Raw genomic sequence first — 17761 nt, 5'->3', positions numbered from 1 at the left:
GAAGACCGTTGATTAATCGCGTTTTCTGTACCTGACACCACCTGCAGGTACTGCCTCATGCCCCCATCCAGACCCTATAGCTTCAGTTGCAAAAACCGCGTGGCCTTCCTGATCTTGATTGCGGCCCCACAGGTGCCCCTCGCGAACGCGGAAACGTGGATCATTACTGACCGGAACCACCCAGTTCAGGCACCTGCACATGTCCGGGTGATCCTCCTGGACGAATCAGAACGACTTGAGGCCAAGCTATCTGAAGGACTGCCGGCAAATCAGCAACAAGCCATATCGATCATGCATAAACGCCTCAAAAGCAATGACGCGCAGCGCTTGCAACGAGATCTGGCTTTAGCTCAACAAGACCTCGTAGACGCTTGGAGCATGGGGGTAACTAAGGTGCCTGCAGTGGTGGTCGACCGCAAGTTTGTTGTGTACGGGGAAACCAACGCTACGGCAGCCGAAAATCGCATTGCCCATTGGCGCGCCGCCGCCAAACCTCAGAACGCATCTGGCCAGGGAGACGCCCCGCGATGAACCTGCGAAAGCCTCCAGCCTGGGCAGCCTTGGCCTTGTCGATCTCAACCTGGCCGGCAGCAGCGGGCACGGTGACATCTGCCACCCTGGTCGCCTCAACCCTGTCGCCTGACTGCCTGGAGTATAAGGTGGTCGGAATCTGCTACTGGCTGCTCTGCACCCCGTTTGGATGCAAGGTAAAGACGTCGACCAAGGTTCGTCACTTCGTTCCAGACGCCGTGGTCTCAAGCTACTCGAATACCGGTGAAAACCCGTGGATTGAGGTCTCTTCGTTGAGCTCATCAACTTCGTTTGCCCAGGACGGCGGTGACGGAACCACCAATCACAACAATGAAGATAGCCTGGCTAAATTCAAAAACGCTGACGTCATAGGCCACCCCGGAGGAGCAACATTCAGTAAGTTTGCCAGCGCCTCGGGCTATGCCTGCCAGGGTGCTGCCACGCCCTACATGCCCTACCTGCTGAGCACTTTGGACACTGTCGCCTGGCGTTACGGCGTTCCAGAATCTGCGTATCCGGAAGCTCTGATTCCCGGCCGGCGAGAGGTGGGTGGCCTCACCTCAGGGGACATGTGGGGAAGCGTCTACCCTCGCAGTGGCTTTATCCATCAAGCCGACGATTATAAGGCAGCATCCGTGATCGCGCAGCGTGCCGGTGATGTGGTCACTCGCAGCGGTCAGGTCCACGTCTATCAACCGCTTCTGGCACAGCCGCAGCCAGGCTACTGGCCGGCAGGAGAATTGATCGAGACCGACGCTACCACCGGTAAGTGGCAAGAGCTCACGCCGACCCTCAGTCAAAGCTGCGCGGTATTTCCAAACTCCCAACCCCGTGTGCAGGCAACCGATGGTGGTTACGCCTGGGCGTTATGGCGCCCGTATTCCTGCTGCAAGCGGGAAGGACAAACCTTTCTTGGCAGTACGGACTTTCAATGATGATCAAGAGGACTTCAACTATGCGCCGCGCTGCCTTTCTGACTATTGCATTCATGAGCACTCTGACAGCCCACAGTGCTTTCGCTGAGACCCCGGGAATCAATGCAAGCTCGTCAGGCAGTGTGATCGGTGACGATGTGCTGTACAGCGTTGGCGGCGGCAACGCAGTGACGATGGGTACGGCGGGGAATATGGATAGCATCAACATCGGCGGAGGTTGGAACAGCAACCTGGTCTGCGGAAACATGAGCATGAACAACACGCTCCAGAATCAGTTGAATGGAGCAACTTCTGGATTTCAGACGATCATGGGGTCGATGATTTCTAACGCAACCAGCGCCGTTTCATCACTGCCAGGACTGATTATTCAGCGTGCTAACCCGGCTTTGTACAACCTCCTCACAAACGGCATTCTGCAAGGTCGTCTTGACTTCGACCGCTCCAAAGGCACATGCCGCGCCATTGCCGACAAGATGCTCGATGTCGCTGGAGGTCAGATGGGCTGGAACAAGATCGCCGAAGGCCAGGCTATGAGTCAGGCGGTGAAAAACGGGAACACAGATGCTGTCTCAGCCGTTGCGCAGGTCGAAAAACAAGGAGGGAATGACGGGATCACGTGGCTCGGAGGAAATAAGGCCGGCGGATCTGGCCAGCAACCTATTAAGGTCGTAGGCGACGTTACTCGCGCGGGATACAACTTGCTGAACGGACGCAGTGCTGCCGATACATCCTCCATTAGTCCTTCGGCCTGCAACAACGGCATGGTGTGTTCCACCTGGTCCTCACCTCAGGCAGCTACCACGTTCGCCAACCGGGTACTGGGAGAGCAACAACAACGCACTTGTGAGGATTGCACCAAAACAACCTCCACTGCCGGCGTTGGCCTCACACCTCTCATACAGGAATCCTACGACTCCAAGCTCAAGGCGCTGCAGGAATTGATCTCGGGCAGCAAGGCCCTCACTTCAGAAAACTTGACTGCAGCGAGCAGCGATTCTCTGCCTGTTACCCGTGGAGTGGTCGAGGCACTCAGGACTGAGCATGACCAGGACATTCTCGCAAAACGTCTTGCTTCAGAGGTAGCGTTATCTGAGGTTCTCGGCAAAGCGCTACTGCTTCAGCGCACTATGTTCACCGGCAGCAAAGAACCGAACATTGCCGCCAACGATGTGGCCCTGCAGGCGGTCAGTCAGCAGAACAGCAGCCTGCAACAGGAAATTGATAACCTCAAGACCGAGTTGGATATGCGTCGCAGCTTGGCCAGCAACTCACCGACAGCCATCCTACAGAGGGCTCAGAGCCGCAAGGACAGCTCCAAAGGCATCTTTCAAGGGGATCCAACGCCCGACCGCCTCGATCAGCTGCAGAACCCTGAGAAAGGTAACTGATCATGAGTTCATTGCCGGTTGCCAAGGGATGGCTACGTAGGGGCGCAAAGGCGCTAGTGTCGTTCACCTGGCCGGTCTTGCTGACCATTGTTCTGGCTGTGATTTTCATGACAGCCATCGTACATTTCTTTGGAGATATTGAGCAGTTCAGGGAATGGCAAAAAGCGCACTACAACTACATGCTGGCCTGGCGGCTGTCGCTTTATGCGGCGATAGGGCTCGGCTGGTACATGCTAAGGCGCACCCTTAAACAGCGAGCATTAGACACTAATCTATTCCCCTCGGGACTTCGTCGCTGCGAGGTCATGGCCATCTTCGTCATCCTCCTTTTCGAGCTTCGGCGCGCCGCCAATGTAGCGGGAGTTGACCTGCCATGATCTTGCACACGAATGACTACCTTGAGTATTACCTGACGCTGGTCGGATGGCTCATCAACGGCGGCATCTGGAACATGATCGAGGACAGCGGACTCTTCGCAGCCCCCTTTGCCGCCATTGTCATCAGCGAATGGCTCAGAGCCCGCGGTGAGGGAGCTGATGAGGGCAACAAGGGCGTCCTCTCGTTGGCCCGAGTAGAAAACCGGTTCTACACGGCAATCCTAGTCATCATCCTGGCTTGCATGCCTCTGGTGAACGTCAGCATCGATACCATCCAGTTCGACCGAAGCCGCTCTGATCAATGCCAATACTCGATACCTAATCCAGCTGACACAGGCTGGGAAACCTCCTTCAGTACGCTGAACGGCAAAAGCGCCACCGTGCCCGTCTGGTGGCTATTTGTGCATGCGATGTCCAAGGCAGCAACTGCAGCCTCAGTTGCAGCTATTCCCTGTGGAGTGGACTTGCAACAGGTCCGGATGGACGTCAACAAGGCTCGTATTAACGACCCGCTGCTTGCCCAGGAGGTCGCTGACTTCACGAACAATTGCTACGCACGTGCGCGCGCAAAGCTGTTCATGACCCAGCCTACCCTCAGCAATGATCAACTCAACGACGTCAACTGGATCGGTTCGCACTTCTTTCTGCAAACATCCGGCTATTACAGCGATGGTTTCTCTGGGTTCAGGTCACACACTCCCCGAACCAAATGGCCCTATGACGCAACCCGGGACGCGGGCCTGCCACAAACCACTGGTGGTGGTGGGTTTCCTACATGCACTCAATGGTGGTCGGATGAAAGCGTCGGGCTCAGAACCAGGCTGCTGGAACAGGTCAGTCCAGATCTGCTGAGCAAGCTTGCTCAGTGGGCAAAATTCATGACCCAGACCGAAGTGAGCGACTCGGTCATCCGGGATCTGGTCTCTCCGAGGAAGCAGCAACTGACCCAGGGTCAGGTTTATTCAGACTATGGCGGTCAAGTCGGTGGCTCTGTGCTAAATGACTTCACACGCCTTGCAGCTACAGCTGGTCAGGCAGCAGGATCTCTTGTGATGTATCCAGCCATGGACAGTGTAAGGCAAGCAGCGCCCATGGTGATGGCCTTCCTAAAGATGGCTCTCATCATCAGCATTCCATTTGTCATGGTAATCGGAATGTTTGATCTGAAGGTCGTGATGACGATTACTTTTGCGGCGTTCGCTTTGATCTTTGTCGACTTCTGGTTCCAGCTGGCCCGCTGGGTGGACAGCACGATTCTAGACGCCCTTTATGGAAACGGGATCGGCAGCAACGTCCCCCACTCCAATTTTGACCCAGTGTTTGGGGCCAGCAATGCCCAAGGAGACTTACTGCTGGACTTTGTGATGGGCGCAATGTTTATAGCACTTCCGGGGTTTTGGGTAGTCGCGCTGGGCTGGAGCGGGATGCAACTTGGTTCACTCATGACAGGACTTACCATCGGCACCAACGGGGCTAAAGATGCAGGAGGTAAAGGCGCTGATGTCGCAATTGGAATCGCGAAGGGAAGGATTTAAAATCTTGGACGTGAGACTGGTGTTGATCAGGTCCAATGATCAACACCGGGATCAATCTACGCGGACATCGTCTACGTATAGACCGCACCCTTCATACCCATCCTGCAGCTCAGCGTTGGAAGACTTCGTCTGCAAGGATCCGGACCCTGAGATAGATCCTCTACTGCCAGAGAGCAAAGCGAATGCAACAGACACCATTGCAAGCAATCCTGCGGCGTAAAGAAGCCCCCATGCTGCGAATCCTACAGTGAGCACCATTGCTGAAGCGCGAGCGGCCCACTTTACTGGAGTCAAGATTGCATTAGGTACACCGGCTCGAACCAATGTGGTCCATATAGCTTTTTCAGTATGAAGAATCCCACCCACGCCTCGGCCGAGCACATGCCCTACGCGCATTGCAGCACTACCGTTTTTGCCAGCGTTTGTGGTCATAGCCCACCCCTTGAACCAGTCATAGAACATATCGTTCTGACATCATTTATAGACCTATCCCATCTTATATTCAACCTACTTCCCCTTAGAAATCAACCTCCCGGCGAATAGCCGACCAACTGATACAAACCGTTCAGATGTTCGGTTCGACAGTGTTTTCGAATGAAATACTGTCACAGTAATCCAAGTGCATCCGCGCCTTGATCCCTAACTTTACTGGAGATTTCCGCCAATTTCTGCCTGCGGATAACGTCCGCTTTGGGTCGATTGCAGCCCTTCGCGACAGGCAGTTATCGATCTCAAAGGGACACCGGAGCAGGTTTTCTACCAGCAGTGGGTTTGGAGGTGTGTATTGTTGAATTTGCCGTTACCCTTTTGGACATCACGCAATAAGGACTTGCACATGAATGTCGGAATGGCTCATGCGATTGAGGCCGCAGAAAGCGAGTATTTGTGTGCCCGCGTCGAGAGTTTGTCTCGGATAAGTGGAAACCCTTTTGGTGCTCGTGTGTTTTTCAACGAAGCTTTTCCATGCTTTCAGGTGAAGGCATCACCTAGCCCGATGCTCAATCGCATCTACGGCGATAGTACCGACAGCCCCAAGTCACTATTGAGCTTGCTCAAGGAATCAGCAGCCTATTCGACAGTAACGCCTCTTATCGGAAAGGCCTCGACTTTGGAACAGTACGCTTTGGTGGGTGAGAAGCGGCTGGAGCGTCTGAGGGGGTGGACGCATCTGCAACTCGCGTGCACCATCGAAAATGTGGTCTTGAATCACCACTCATTCGAAATCGAAGAAGCCACCTCACAAACGCTTCCTGAGTTCGCAGCCGTGCATGCGAGTGGATTTCATACCAAGCCAGAGCATCTTCAGTTGAGCCAGGCTTCGTTCGCAGGACTGATGTCAAATGATCGTCTGAAAATCTACGTCCTTAAAGTTGATGGAAAGGTCGTGTCAGGAGCGTTGATGTACTTGGCCTGCAATGGAGTTGCCTACCTAGGGACGGCTGCCACCCGAAAAAATGCACGAGGCCAAGGCTACCATGGAGCCCTGATATCTCATCGGATAGAGCAAGCAAAAAAACACGGCAGTCTTGTGATCGCCGCAACCGCGCTTCCCAGCTCGCAAAGTCGCCGAAATTTGCAGCTTACAGGGCTAGCGACATCCCACGCTCAAGCGCTATATCGCCTGGTAGATAGCTGAAGTCTGCTCTTGGCCGAAGCCCTCTGTGAGGCCCGGTACAGAACGCCTGAGTCGCAAAGGAGCTTTATACCGCCATGGAAATTCAGCAAATAAAGCAGCTCTTGGCCCGTCCCGCTGTAAAGTTCAGCGCCGGTGGCTTCCGCCCTGCCGGTACTGACGAAGAAAGCTGGCTAGGTCGCATCTTTCTGTTTCGTCCTGATGAAGATGTACCGACCAATCAAGCCGGGCAACCGATGCTTCCCTATGCACAGTTCTATCTGCCCAGCCTGCCCTTTACCAGCCCGTTACTGACAGGAATCAGTGTACTGACGGTGTTTATTTCAAACCCGTTTCCCGAGCATTTTGAGCCGATGGGACAAAACTGGGTCATCCGTGAATATGGGCCAGAGGACGTGTTGGTACGCAAGGCATTGCCCGTGGAAGGGTCGTTCCTCAAACCCTTCCCACTAAACGCAGAGTTGGTGGCGGAGGACTTTCCGCTGTGGGATGGCGGTGGTGTCCCGGCGGACCTTGAGCAAGAGATATTGAAGCTGGAAAGCAAGGGCGCGATACAAAGCTATTACGACCTTATCACCCACACCTACGAACATAAAATCGGCGGCTACCCCTCGTTTTGCCAATCAGGGGTTGATCCCGGTGAAGGCTTCAAATTTGTGTTCCAGATTTCGTCGGATGCGAAGATCAACCTGAACGTAATCGACAGCGGCAGCCTGATGTTCTGGAAGCATGTCGAAACGGGGAAGTGGGCGCTTTATTATGATTTTTACTAAAGGCAGGTAAGCAGTTCCCTTAGGCGATGAGGTCAGTGATGGCAGCTATGGGTCGCATAGCGACGGTATCCCTCCCGCCGCCAGCATAGGCAGAAACCGGCCAAAAGCAGACGTGATGGCGTTTGTGTAGTATCTGCCACTCTTCCCACCTGTATGAGATACACGATGTCTGGCCGCTACTCTCCGTCCCCATCAAGGGCTGTACAAGACCTTCAAAACGCACGCTCGCTTTTGGGAAAGCGCCTGAGCGAGCTGCTGCACGACCAGTATTATTTCAACGACGAGAAAGAACTGGGAGACATAGGTTCTCTAGAGTGGCATTTTGGCGAGCGAGAAGTTTTATCAATGTATCTCTTGAGTGACGGCGAGAGAGTAGGCGCGGACTGGTTGCCGTCCGATACGCCAACGGCTTTCGAGATAGAGCCGAACGCGACCTGCTCTTGGAAAAGGGAGAACCTGCTCGCAGGTTTATCAGCAACGCACCTTGGGAACACAAAAATTTGCGCAGTCGAGGGAATTCTTGACTCTTTCAGCGGACACGAGCCTTGGTTGGCCGGATTCAGAGTTACGTTCGAGACTGGTGACTTCTTGATTTACCTTAACCAAGGCGACGATGCCGTCGTGTTGATTAATGCCCTACCGCCAGTAAACGTGGGCCTCGAAACGCGCTTCGTTACCTCAATTTGATGAAAGCTTTGGGTCGAAAGGCGTCTTTCGGTAACGACATTGGGACCTCGCTACGCCGCGCGCGGACTGGGTAGCAGCGTGGAGATGGGAATCGCCTGAGTCGTTGCGCGTTTGGCAGGTCATCGCCATTCTGGAAGCGACCATTTTAGGGGAGATTGAAGTGGACATTGACCGTCTGTTAAAAAAGCGGCAAGTGAACGTGCAAGAGCAAAATGCTCTTGTGGCCCACAGGCTCATGCTAACCGCCAAAGTTTGGTTGGCCAGAGGTATTCCACTCGCCTTAAAAAACTATGGCGAGTCAAAAGGCATTATATGGTCAGAAACCGTCGTACTCGACCTTGAAGTCGACTTTCCCGGAATGCCAAGCCTTTATGGTCTTTTGCTCACTCACACAGAGCGGTTCCTAGAGTTTGAAATTGAAACCGATAGCTCTCATAGGTACGTGGAATCGGTGATTCAGTGGGAGGATGTTTCTGCTAATCAAGACTACGCGCCCCGCAAGCGTGGCACTGGAAAGGGCTTCGCAGCAATTGCTCTCCAGATGAGACGCGAAATTCTATGCGGCTTGTAGGTGTGAATCGCAGAAGCTGAAATCCCATTGTTGATCTGAAGCCGCTTTGGGCCGACTGCTTCCAGCAACTGGTGTCCGCTTTGGGTCGACTCCTGCCGGTCAAGGCGCGCCCATTGCGCGGGTCAGATCCGATGCAAACAATTGGTCAAGTCGAATGCAAATGGGTGGTCAAGTCCATGCGATTACGCACGTTACAGAGCTACTAGAGACTTTTCACCTCCCACAGCTGATCGAGCCTGGTCGTATAACTTTGACTCATCAGTACGCGACGCATAGCCCACTCCGGATTGGAAGGAACACTCCCAGCTCGTAAAGTCCCTCTGCCCCAGCGTGTATTGATCTCGTCCAGGACTCCCATCACCTTCTCTGAAGATGCCGGCTGCGAAGCTGCGAACATGTCATCCGTAAATTCGCCAGGCTGTCTCAGATCCAGCAACAGAACCTCAGCTTTGCTGTACTTGAACCCTGGTCGAAACAAACTATTCACTGCCTCAGTCGCCGCCCTGGTCATCAAGCGCACGTCGTTGGTGGGGTATGGCAATTCAACCAAAGCGCCGTTGGCGTACTTGGCTTCTTCCGGATTGAACATGCCGGTACGGATGCTGACGCGGATCTTCTTGCACAGCGAGTTTTGAGAACGGAGCTTCTCGGCCGCACGCTGAGTGTAGGTGGCCACCGCCTCTTTGATAGGCTGAATGGTGGTTAGCCGTTTGCCGAACATTCGGCTGCAACAGATCTCCTGCTTGGGTGGTGCAGCTTCGCCCAGCTCCAGGCACGAAGTACCTGCCAGCTCACGTGCGGTCTTTTCAATGACCACGCTGAACCGGTCGCGCAGAGTACGCGGGTCGGCGGTTGTAAGGTCCATTGCGGTGCGGATGTTCATAGCCTCCAGGTGGGCATTCATCTTCTTCCCTACCCCCCAGACCTCTGAGACCGCCGTATTACGCAGTACCCAGTTGCGGTTATGCAGGTCGCAAATGTCTACGACACCGCCTGTATGGGATAGCAGTCTCTTCGCAGTATGATTGGCCAGCTTGGCTAGCGTTTTCGTAGGACCGATGCCAACACCCACAGGAATGCCAGTGCATTTGAGAATGTTCGCCCGGATGCGTCGACCGAACGCTGTGAGATCGCCAGGGACCCCGGTTAGGTCTGCAAACGCCTCATCGATGCTGTAGACCTCGGAGGCTGGCACCATCGACTCGATGATCGACATGACACGCTCGCTCATGTCGCCATAGAGCGCGTAGTTGCTGCTGAACACCTTTATGCCGTTGCGGCGCAACACCTCTTTGATCTGAAAATAGGGAGCCCCCATTTTTACAAACGGCTTGGCATCGTAACTTCGAGCGATGACACAACCGTCGTTATTGCTGAGTACCACGATGGGCGTCTTCTCCAGATCTGGACGAAAAACACGCTCGCAGCTGGCATAGAAGCAGTTGCAATCGATAAGCGCGAAAATGGGCTCACGCTTTTCCATGACGGCGCATGCTGTAGTTCACTACGCCCCAGATGACGAGGTTGTCACCCTCAAGGATGTGCTTGGACGGGTAGGCACTATTTTCGGATTGAAGTTTGACAACCCCATCCATCATGAAGAGCCGCTTGCAAATAGGGTCCGAATTATTGAGGGCTGCAACGACAATCTCACCATGCTCGGCAGTGCGGCTGCGGTCTACGACGATCAGATCCTTATCAAAAATACCTGCCCCAATCATGCTGTCTCCGAGAATTTTCGCCAGATACACATGCGGTGCCCGTACCTCGGCCAGCTCGTCCAGGGACACGTGCTTCTCGATGTAATCGACAGCGGGAGAAGCAAACCCAGCTGGCACCTGAAATGAGTAGAGCGGTAGCTTGATACCCCCTTCAGACAACGGACCAAGAATGACTACGCTCATGATGAAGACCTTTCGATAAGTTATCTGTATAGATATACAGTTAACTCTTCGGCCCGCGCGCGGTCAATCGTACTGAAAGGCATTTTCGACGAGTGACATTAGGGGCGACATCATGTGCGGACGCTACTCGATCTACGAATCCATGGACCACTACCTCAAGGAGCTTGCACCAGAGCAGATCGTGATCAATGGGTACGACCTCCTGCCCATAGAGCGCTACAACGTGGCTCCTAGCACTCGGGTTGAGATCATCCGTCCCACCGAGGAGGGTCTGAGTGTCGACAAGGTTCGTTGGGGGTGGGAGCCTTTCTGGGCGAAAGACAAGCGACCAGCCCCAATCAACGCTCGAGTCGAAACCGTAATGACGGGAAAGTTCTTCAAAGAGCTCTGGCCTACCGGACGGGCAGTTGCCCCAGCGAACGGTTGGTTTGAATGGGTGAAGGACCCGGATGACCCCAAGAAAAAGCAGCCCTACTTCATCCGTCTCAAGAGTAAAAAGCCTATGTTCTTCGCGGCATTGGCTCAGGTCCACAGAGGGCTTGAGCCCCATGATGGCGACGGGTTTGTCATCATCACGTCGGCAAGCGACTCGGGAATGGTCGACATTCATGATCGCCGCCCGGTGGTACTGACGGCAGAAGATGCGCGGGCATGGCTTGATTCCGAAACTACACCGCAGAAAGCCGAAGCTTTGGCAAAAGAGCACTGCAGGATTGTTGACGATTTTGAATGGTTCCCGGTTGATCGCGCAGTGGGGAACGTGCGGAATCAAGGACCGGAGCTCATCCAGCCCGTTGAGCTTTGACTGCCCCACGCCTTTGACTTCGACCCGACCAACGGCTGTCCGTATTCGTCTGCCCCCTGTAGTCCGCACCGAAAGGGCGAAATGGACTGAAGCAAATGGCAAAGCGAAGGGTTTGAATGGAATGGGGGAATAAGGGTAAGTGCCTTACCCGAAAAGGCCGGCGAGTCCGCCGGAAATGGATGACGAAAGGGTTCGAAAGCGGCCTCCATAAAAATGTATTTCAAAAAAATGTTACTTAACAGGTACTTGGAGACTACATTTTTCGACGCAAGCGTGGCAACATCCGATTACTGGCACTGTTTGGATCCCAACCAATCAAGTGACAGCTTGTGTATATAACCTTTCCAGGATGGATATAGGTTTCGACTTGTCACGCTGAGCCATATAAAGCAAAAGGCCCACCAATGACTTCATCATGGGTGCCTACATGCTTAGTTTCTTCACGCGAAGAAAAGTGTCTCCGATCTCGTCCAATACTGCTGCAGGCTTTTTCAAACCAGAATCTCCCGACGCGTTGCTGTCGACTTCCCGACGGCGCCAGTTGATTGAAAACATCTGGCAGCGGACCTCTCTGCCCCGTGAGCAGTTCGAGACGCTTTACATGCAGGCATTCAAGAGCTACGCAGCCTTGGTGCAGCATCTCCCTGCCTCTGAGAATCATCACCATGCATATCATGGTGGCATGCTGGATCACGGTCTTGAGATCGTCGCCTACGCGCTGAAGATACGGCAAATGTATCTGCTCCCCATCGGAGCACCGCCCGAGTCGCAGGCGGCCCAGTCAGAAGCATGGTCTGCAGCATCCGCCTATGGTGCGCTCGTCCACGACCTGGGCAAGATTGCGGTAGACGTCAAGGTTGAACTCGCAGATGGCACTATCTGGCATCCATGGCACGGGCCTCTGGATCAGCCATACCGATTCAAGTACGTGAAAGGTCGAGACTATCGGTTGCATGGAGCCGCTTCGTCGCTGATCTACTCCAATGTGATTCCGGCGAAGGCATTGGACTGGCTCAGCGGGTTTCCCGAGCTCTGGTCTCAACTCGTGTTCGCGTTCGCAGGTCAATATGAGCATGCCGATATCCTTGGTGAAATTGTCTCCCAAGCTGACCAGGCTTCCGTGGCACAGGAACTCGGAGGCAATCCAGGCCGAGCTATGTCAGCGCCCAAGCAGTCTATCCAACGGCAGCTGGCTGAAGGCCTGAGAATGCTCATTGCGGATAAATTCAAGTTGAACCAGCCCGACGGTCCCTCAGACGGATGGCTGACCCAGGAAGGCTTGTGGCTTGTCAGCAAGCCGGCCGTAGATCAGCTCAGAGCTCTTCTACTGTCTCAGGGTATCGAACACATCCCCTCATCCAACGCCCCGATGTTCAACCTGCTCCAGGATCAGGCGATCATTCAGCCCAACGGAGAGGGAAAAGCCATTTGGAAGGCCAGCATCGACAATGGTCGCGGCTGGAAGAACACGTTCACGGTACTGAAAATAGCGCCGGCGCTGATTTGGCCGAACACCACTGATAGGCCTGAGACCTATACCGGCACTCTGACAGTGGAATCTGCACCAGCGGCAGATGAAAACGAGCCAGCTCCTGCTGGAGGCGAAGAGTCTCAACCCGTGAACAGCAAAAATACGCCTGCAGTATCAGCAGCGCCCCCGACACCTAAGCAAGCGCCTGCTGCAGCAAAAGATTTTGATGCACTGGACGAGCTGCTCGATCTGTTCCCCGACCCGGTAGCGACAGCACCGACTCAACCAGCACCCGAGCCGTTAGACGATGATGATCAGATTCCCTTTTTGCCCCCTCCTCCGGCAGCTACCAGTCTTAGCCAACCTCGGCAGCTAGTGGGTATCAAGGCAACGAACGACAAAGCTCCGGTCGAAGAGCCGGCAAAAGTCTCGCCGGAAGGTAGCTCAAGCCACGGCTTGAATTTCCTCACCTGGCTGAAGGGGGGCGTGATCTCCCACAGGATCATCATCAATGACGCCAAGGCTCGTGTGCATACCGTGGATGGCACTGCGTTCCTGGTTAGCCCGGACATATTCAAACGTTACGCACTTGAGCACCCAGACATAGAGCGTGAGGCTAAAGAGCGGGATCTGGAAGCTTGGCAGGTCGTTCAGCGTTCTTTTGAGAAACTGAAAAAACATCGCAAGACTGGCGCAGGCCTGAACATCTGGACATGCCTGGTCAAAGGACCACGAAAAAGCAAGCAACTGCGGGGCTATCTGCTCATAGAGCCTACCGACGTTTTCAGCGAGGTGCCCTATGACAACCCGGTCATCAGCTTGGCAGAATTGGTAGACAAGGACACATCTGAATGAAACCGATGACGCTTCCGGAACTGACCCAGGAGTACATCCTCACCCATGACCTTCGTCCTGACACAGTAAAGATTTACAGAGCGGCTACAAAAGCGTACGTGAACTTTTTTGGCGAATGCCTAGCCTGCGAAACCACTCATCGAGACATGCTCGAATGGCGCCGATCAGAACTGGCACGGATCTCCAAGCGGAGCTGGAATACTTACTCAAGCCATCTGCGTACGGTGTACAGGTACGCAATGGAGCACGGGCTTGTCGAGCTGAAAGTGAATCCGCTAAAGGATACCCGTGTCATGCCTACCAAACGTCCGAAGAAGACGATTGGCAACGACGTCATTGTTCGGGCACGCAACTGGCTAAGGTTTCTCGTACAAGAGGAACTATCGACTGGAAAACGATCAGAGATCACTCCGGCATGGTTCTGGCTGGCAGTGTTTGAAACCTTCTATTACACAGGCATAAGACTCAACGCGTTGCTGTGCTTAAGGTACCAAAACGTAGATCTGGGACAGAGACTGATAAGAGTGAGGGGAGAAACAGAGAAAACGCACCGGGAGTTTATGATTCCGATACCTGATGGACTGATGCCGCATCTAGTGCTGGTGATGGACACAGCCAAGAAGGTTGGCTTTTCTAGTACTGACCAGGTTTTCAATATCAACAGATTCTCTGGTCATTACAAGCGGGAGCATATGAACTCTGATCAGGTGGAGGCCATGTACAAAAAGCTGACCAATATGACTGGCACGCGCATGACACCGCACCGCTTCAGGCACACGATAGCCAGCGAACTGATGAGGCAGCCAGAGCGCAATATTCACATCACAAAGAATCTGCTGAATCATTCAAATATAGCAACGACGATGGAGTACATAGAACCAGACTACGATCTGATGCGAGAAGTTATGAATGAAAGAGGTCAACAACAGGCCAAAATCAATTATCTAGTTAGACCGATAATCCCCAAAAGTTCAGGCCCTGCGGCTGGCAGCGCAGTACCGGGGGTGAGCTTGGTATCCGGGACAGAGCTGCAACCGGCGACGACCGAATCGAGTGAGGCCAAAAAAGCCGACGATACGGCCTCCAATCCCCCTGTAGCGGAGCGTCTCGAACTGATGTCGACCGCACCTTTGGTCAATGTATTAAAATCCACACCAGTTTCTGTTCATAGCGAGCCCGTCACCTCAAACGAGGCCAAAGCGCAGGCATTGAGTTTGATATCGGACGCACCGGAGATGGAATATGAGTTCGGCGAATTGGAGGATATTGCTCGCTGGATCAGGGAAAATGCTGCTGGCGAGATGGTTGTTCAGATTGCAGCCGGAGAAGACATAGGCACAATCAGCGAAGGCAAGGCATCTATTCAATCGCCCGACGGCTATTACAGGATCCCTTGGAGCAGTGGATCTGTAAAGTGAGTCGACGGTGCGGCGGATCCCTAAATGCCATCATCATGAGCGCTCGCCAGAGCATGTATTCAGTTTCAGTAAACGTGCAAGATAGCCGATAACAGCCACGCACTGCGTCAGGATGAAAAAATATGCGTGGCCTCCAGTAGCTCTGAAGCTGCACTCCGCCTTGCAATTTGACATCACGGCTTGCCGGCGCTATGTTTCGCGACAGACGGCTGCTTGTCTGGGTGCGCATCGCGCTCAAACGGTATCGCCTGCCTTCAGCTTCGAAAGACTAGCCAGCTGCCTTACAGATCGTTGCCTCAATGCCGTGACGGAAGCCCAATCAGCTACCCCACCTCAGGCCGGATAATCTGCAAGGCAAAAAAAAATCTGGAAATCCGCATTTTCATGGGCCTTCCAGATTTTCGAAATGGTGGGTCGTGTGGGATTCGAACCTACGACCAATTGGTTAAAAGCCAACTGCTCTACCAACTGAGCTAACGACCCTCTGTTGTGTGGCGCGTATACTACTGATTTTTATCAGTAATTCAACACCTTTTTTAAAAAACTTTAAAAATAACGAGTCGGGTCTGCGATACCGGCGGCAGTAAAGCCCTCTGCGCGCAAGCGACAGCTGTCGCATTTGCCACAGGCACGGCCGTGGTCGTCAGCCTGGTAGCAGGAGACCGTCAGCGAGTAATCGACCCCCAACGCGGTGCCTGCCTTGACGATGTCCGACTTGCTCAAATTCTGCAGCGGCGCCCTGATGGTGAAGCCCTGCCCTTCCACACCGGCCTTGGTAGCCAGATTGGCCATGCGCTCGAATGACTCGACAAACTCGGGACGGCAATCCGGGTAGCCGGAGTAATCCACGGCATTGACGCCAATGAAGATATCCCGCGCCCCCAGGACCTCTGCCCAGCCCAGGGCGAGTGAGAGGAAGACGGTGTTGCGTGCCGGTACGTAGGTGACCGGAATGCCTTCAGAAGGCGACTCAGGCACCGCAATGGAGCTGTCGGTCAATGCCGAGCCGCCAATACCGTTGAGGTTCAGGCCGATGACCTTGTGCTCCACGGCACCGAGATCACCAGCAATGCGTGCAGCGGCATCCAGTTCGGCGCGATGACGCTGGCCGTAATCGAAGCTCATGGTGTAACAGACGTAACCCTCGGCGCGTGCCATGGCTACGACGGTCGCAGAGTCCAGGCCACCAGACAGGAGGATCACGGCTCTTTTTTCAGTCTTGGTCAATTCACTCATATCAGCGCCCCGGCTCGTCATCCCAAAGAATTTTATGCAACTGCATCTGCAGGCGTACCGGCAGGTTGTCAGCCACGATCCAGTCCGCCAGATCGCGACCCTTGAGCTCGTGGTGACTGGCCGAGAACAGAACTTCGCCCGCACGACGATCGAGGCCGTACTGAATCAGCTTGGAAACGGCCCAGTCGTAATCTTCACGCGAGCAGATCACGAATTTGACCTGATCGTTGGCCGTCAGCAGCTCCATGTTCTCGTAGCGGTTACGCGAGACTTCTTTTGACCCTGGGCTCTTGAGGTCGACTACGCGACTGACACGAGGATCCACCGCCGAGATATCCAAAGCACCACTGGTCTCCAGAGACACTTCATAGCCCGCGTCGCAAAGACGCTTCAGCAACGCAATGGCATTGGGCTGGGCGAGCGGCTCGCCGCCGGTGACGCAGACGTAGCGAGGGCGATAGGAGGCCACTTGCCCAAGAATGTCGTCCAGCGTCTGAATGGTGCCGCCGCTGAACGCGTAGGCACTGTCGCAGTACTGACAGCGCAAAGGGCAGCCGGTAAGGCGAACGAATACGGTGGGCAGGCCAGCCGTACGGGTTTCACCCTGCAACGAGTGAAAGATTTCGGTGATGCGTAATGTGTCTTGCATATCAGCCACGGGCGTAACAGCTAAACAGGCCGTCCGCCTCCGTCAGGCACTTCAAGGGACTCGGCAATCGCGGAATCCAGAAAAGCGTAAGGTGTACCGGAATTTCGGGTGCGAGATTCTAACGAAAAAAGCCGCGACTAGCGCGGCTTTCTTGATCAGCGGGTCAGAACATCAAAGGCGCTGGAGATCTCGTTGCGCCAATTGTGCAGCTGAAGTGCCCGGATACTGGGCAACGACCTGCTGCAATATGCCTTTTACCTTATCGGTATGACCCAGACGGCGTTCGACATCAGCCAGCTTGTACAGCGAATCAGGCACCTTGGCATGCTTCGGATACTGCTGACTGACTTTGGCGAACGCCTGACCAGCGCCCTGAAGGTCGCCTTTGGCCAGGTTTACTTCACCCAGCCAGTATTGGGCGTTGCCCGCATAAGAGCTGTTTGGGTATTTGCGCAGGAAAGCGGTGAAGGCCTGACTAGCCTTGTCGAAATCCTTTGCCTTGATCAAATCGAAGGCTGCTTCGTAATAAAGCTTTTCCTTCGCCGGATCAGGAGGCTCGGTGCCTGCTGCCGGTGCCTGCTGAGCCGCTGAGGCCGAAGGCGTCCCGCCGGCGTCGATAGCGCCACCAGCAGGTTGGGAATTATTGGTAGCCGGAGCGGCTGCGCCACTGGCTATACGTTGATCGAGTTCCTGATAACGCTCCAGAGCTTCCTGCTTCATGCGCTGGATGTCATTTTGCTGGACCTCGACAACACCGCGCAAACGCGCGATTTCGTCCTGCATTTGCTGCAGCTGCATGAACAGCTGACCTTGTGCCGAGGCAGGGGCCGTAACCCCTCCCCCGGCATAGGCGCCGGACGTGCCATAACCCGCTGGCGGATAACTGCTGCTGCCAGAGCCAGAATTGTTATCGACCACAGGTGCCGCACCCAACGCTGAAAGCGGAAGGGCGAGGGCCAAAACGGTTAGAGCACGTCGGCACGTTCGCATGTC

Annotated in this window: 18 protein-coding genes and 1 tRNA gene; 12 read left to right on the top strand and 7 right to left on the bottom strand. The window is 54.4% G+C overall.

Annotated features, from left to right (window positions below; translation table 11 throughout):
* Positions 1–57: 57 nt before the first annotated feature.
* The 5 genes from JOE39_RS00805 to JOE39_RS00785 are packed head-to-tail and all read left to right on the top strand — an operon-like array spanning position 58 to position 4766.
* Positions 58–531 carry a TIGR03757 family integrating conjugative element protein gene (locus JOE39_RS00805; protein ID WP_058443980.1) on the top strand — a complete coding sequence of 158 codons (474 nt, stop codon included), beginning with the start codon at positions 58–60 and terminating at the stop codon, positions 529–531.
* Positions 528–1466, top strand: coding sequence for a TIGR03756 family integrating conjugative element protein (locus tag JOE39_RS00800; protein ID WP_058443978.1), 939 nt, complete (start codon positions 528–530; stop codon positions 1464–1466). Before JOE39_RS00805 ends, JOE39_RS00800 begins: the two co-directional genes overlap by 4 nt.
* Positions 1463–2854: an integrating conjugative element protein gene (locus JOE39_RS00795; protein WP_058443976.1), complete on the top strand. Its 1392-nt coding sequence runs from the start codon at positions 1463–1465 to the stop codon at positions 2852–2854. The genes JOE39_RS00800 and JOE39_RS00795 overlap by 4 nt, the downstream gene beginning before the upstream one ends.
* A 2-nt stretch (positions 2855–2856) precedes the next feature.
* On the top strand, positions 2857–3231 hold the full coding sequence (locus JOE39_RS00790; protein ID WP_058443974.1) for a hypothetical protein: 375 nt from the start codon (positions 2857–2859) through the stop codon (positions 3229–3231).
* Positions 3228–4766: a conjugal transfer protein TraG N-terminal domain-containing protein gene (locus JOE39_RS00785; RefSeq protein WP_058443972.1), complete on the top strand. Its 1539-nt coding sequence runs from the start codon at positions 3228–3230 to the stop codon at positions 4764–4766. Before JOE39_RS00790 ends, JOE39_RS00785 begins: the two co-directional genes overlap by 4 nt.
* Before the next feature lie 51 nt (positions 4767–4817).
* Here the strand turns inward: JOE39_RS00785 and JOE39_RS00780 are convergent, their stop codons facing one another.
* The gene (locus JOE39_RS00780) at positions 4818–5198 is read right to left on the bottom strand and encodes a DUF3742 family protein (protein WP_044312025.1); all 381 of its coding nucleotides are present in this window, start codon (positions 5196–5198) and stop codon (positions 4818–4820) included.
* A gap of 403 nt (positions 5199–5601) precedes the next feature.
* Between JOE39_RS00780 and JOE39_RS00775 the strand changes: the two genes are divergently transcribed.
* The 4 genes from JOE39_RS00775 to JOE39_RS00760 all read left to right on the top strand — a co-directional run bounded on the left by JOE39_RS00775 (position 5602) and on the right by JOE39_RS00760 (position 8430).
* Complete coding sequence (locus JOE39_RS00775; RefSeq protein WP_058443970.1) at positions 5602–6402, top strand: GNAT family N-acetyltransferase; 801 nt, start codon at positions 5602–5604, stop codon at positions 6400–6402.
* 74 nt (positions 6403–6476) lie between these two features.
* Positions 6477–7172 carry a DUF1963 domain-containing protein gene (locus tag JOE39_RS00770; protein ID WP_058443968.1) on the top strand — a complete coding sequence of 232 codons (696 nt, stop codon included), beginning with the start codon at positions 6477–6479 and terminating at the stop codon, positions 7170–7172.
* 165 nt (positions 7173–7337) lie between these two features.
* A complete protein-coding gene (locus tag JOE39_RS00765; RefSeq protein ID WP_058443966.1) occupies positions 7338–7859 on the top strand; it encodes a hypothetical protein in 522 nt (173 codons plus the stop codon).
* A gap of 103 nt (positions 7860–7962) precedes the next feature.
* Positions 7963–8430: a hypothetical protein gene (locus JOE39_RS00760; protein WP_235592811.1), complete on the top strand. Its 468-nt coding sequence runs from the start codon at positions 7963–7965 to the stop codon at positions 8428–8430.
* A 202-nt stretch (positions 8431–8632) separates the two neighbouring features.
* On the opposite strand, the gene umuC is transcribed toward JOE39_RS00760, so the two are convergent.
* Both umuC and JOE39_RS00750 read right to left on the bottom strand, forming a co-directional pair.
* The gene (gene umuC / locus JOE39_RS00755; RefSeq protein WP_058443964.1) at positions 8633–9913 is read right to left on the bottom strand and encodes a translesion error-prone DNA polymerase V subunit UmuC; all 1281 of its coding nucleotides are present in this window, start codon (positions 9911–9913) and stop codon (positions 8633–8635) included.
* Positions 9900–10334, bottom strand: coding sequence for a S24 family peptidase (locus tag JOE39_RS00750; RefSeq protein WP_044311809.1), 435 nt, complete (start codon positions 10332–10334; stop codon positions 9900–9902). The genes umuC and JOE39_RS00750 overlap by 14 nt, the downstream gene beginning before the upstream one ends.
* 112 nt (positions 10335–10446) lie before the next feature.
* On the opposite strand from JOE39_RS00750, the gene JOE39_RS00745 reads away from it, so the two are divergent.
* The 3 genes from JOE39_RS00745 (at position 10447) to JOE39_RS00735 (ending at position 14883) form a co-directional block, all read left to right on the top strand.
* Positions 10447–11139, top strand: a complete 693-nt coding sequence (locus JOE39_RS00745) for an SOS response-associated peptidase family protein (RefSeq protein ID WP_058443963.1) — start codon at positions 10447–10449, stop codon at positions 11137–11139.
* A 415-nt stretch (positions 11140–11554) separates the two neighbouring features.
* Positions 11555–13465, top strand: a complete 1911-nt coding sequence (gene mobH / locus JOE39_RS00740; RefSeq protein WP_058443962.1) for a MobH family relaxase — start codon at positions 11555–11557, stop codon at positions 13463–13465.
* On the top strand, positions 13462–14883 hold the full coding sequence (locus JOE39_RS00735; RefSeq protein WP_058443961.1) for a site-specific integrase: 1422 nt from the start codon (positions 13462–13464) through the stop codon (positions 14881–14883). Before mobH ends, JOE39_RS00735 begins: the two co-directional genes overlap by 4 nt.
* Positions 14884–15290: 407 nt before the next feature.
* Here JOE39_RS00735 and JOE39_RS00730 read toward each other — a convergent pair.
* The 4 genes from JOE39_RS00730 to ybgF all read right to left on the bottom strand — a co-directional run bounded on the left by JOE39_RS00730 (position 15291) and on the right by ybgF (position 17758).
* Positions 15291–15366: transfer RNA gene (locus tag JOE39_RS00730), tRNA-Lys, on the bottom strand.
* Between the two features lie 63 nt (positions 15367–15429).
* The gene (gene queC / locus JOE39_RS00725; protein WP_024692506.1) at positions 15430–16119 is read right to left on the bottom strand and encodes a 7-cyano-7-deazaguanine synthase QueC; all 690 of its coding nucleotides are present in this window, start codon (positions 16117–16119) and stop codon (positions 15430–15432) included.
* A 1-nt stretch (position 16120) separates the two neighbouring features.
* Positions 16121–16768, bottom strand: a complete 648-nt coding sequence (gene queE / locus JOE39_RS00720; protein WP_210078037.1) for a 7-carboxy-7-deazaguanine synthase QueE — start codon at positions 16766–16768, stop codon at positions 16121–16123.
* 171 nt (positions 16769–16939) lie between these two features.
* Positions 16940–17758, bottom strand: a complete 819-nt coding sequence (ybgF, locus tag JOE39_RS00715; protein WP_004418664.1) for a tol-pal system protein YbgF — start codon at positions 17756–17758, stop codon at positions 16940–16942.
* Positions 17759–17761: the final 3 nt, after the last annotated feature.

Source organism: Pseudomonas sp. PvP100, from assembly GCF_017833055.1.
GTDB lineage: Bacteria > Pseudomonadota > Gammaproteobacteria > Pseudomonadales > Pseudomonadaceae > Aquipseudomonas > Aquipseudomonas syringae.
The sequence above is the reverse complement of the archived record's forward strand: the minus strand, read 5'-3'. Positions and strand labels throughout refer to the sequence as shown.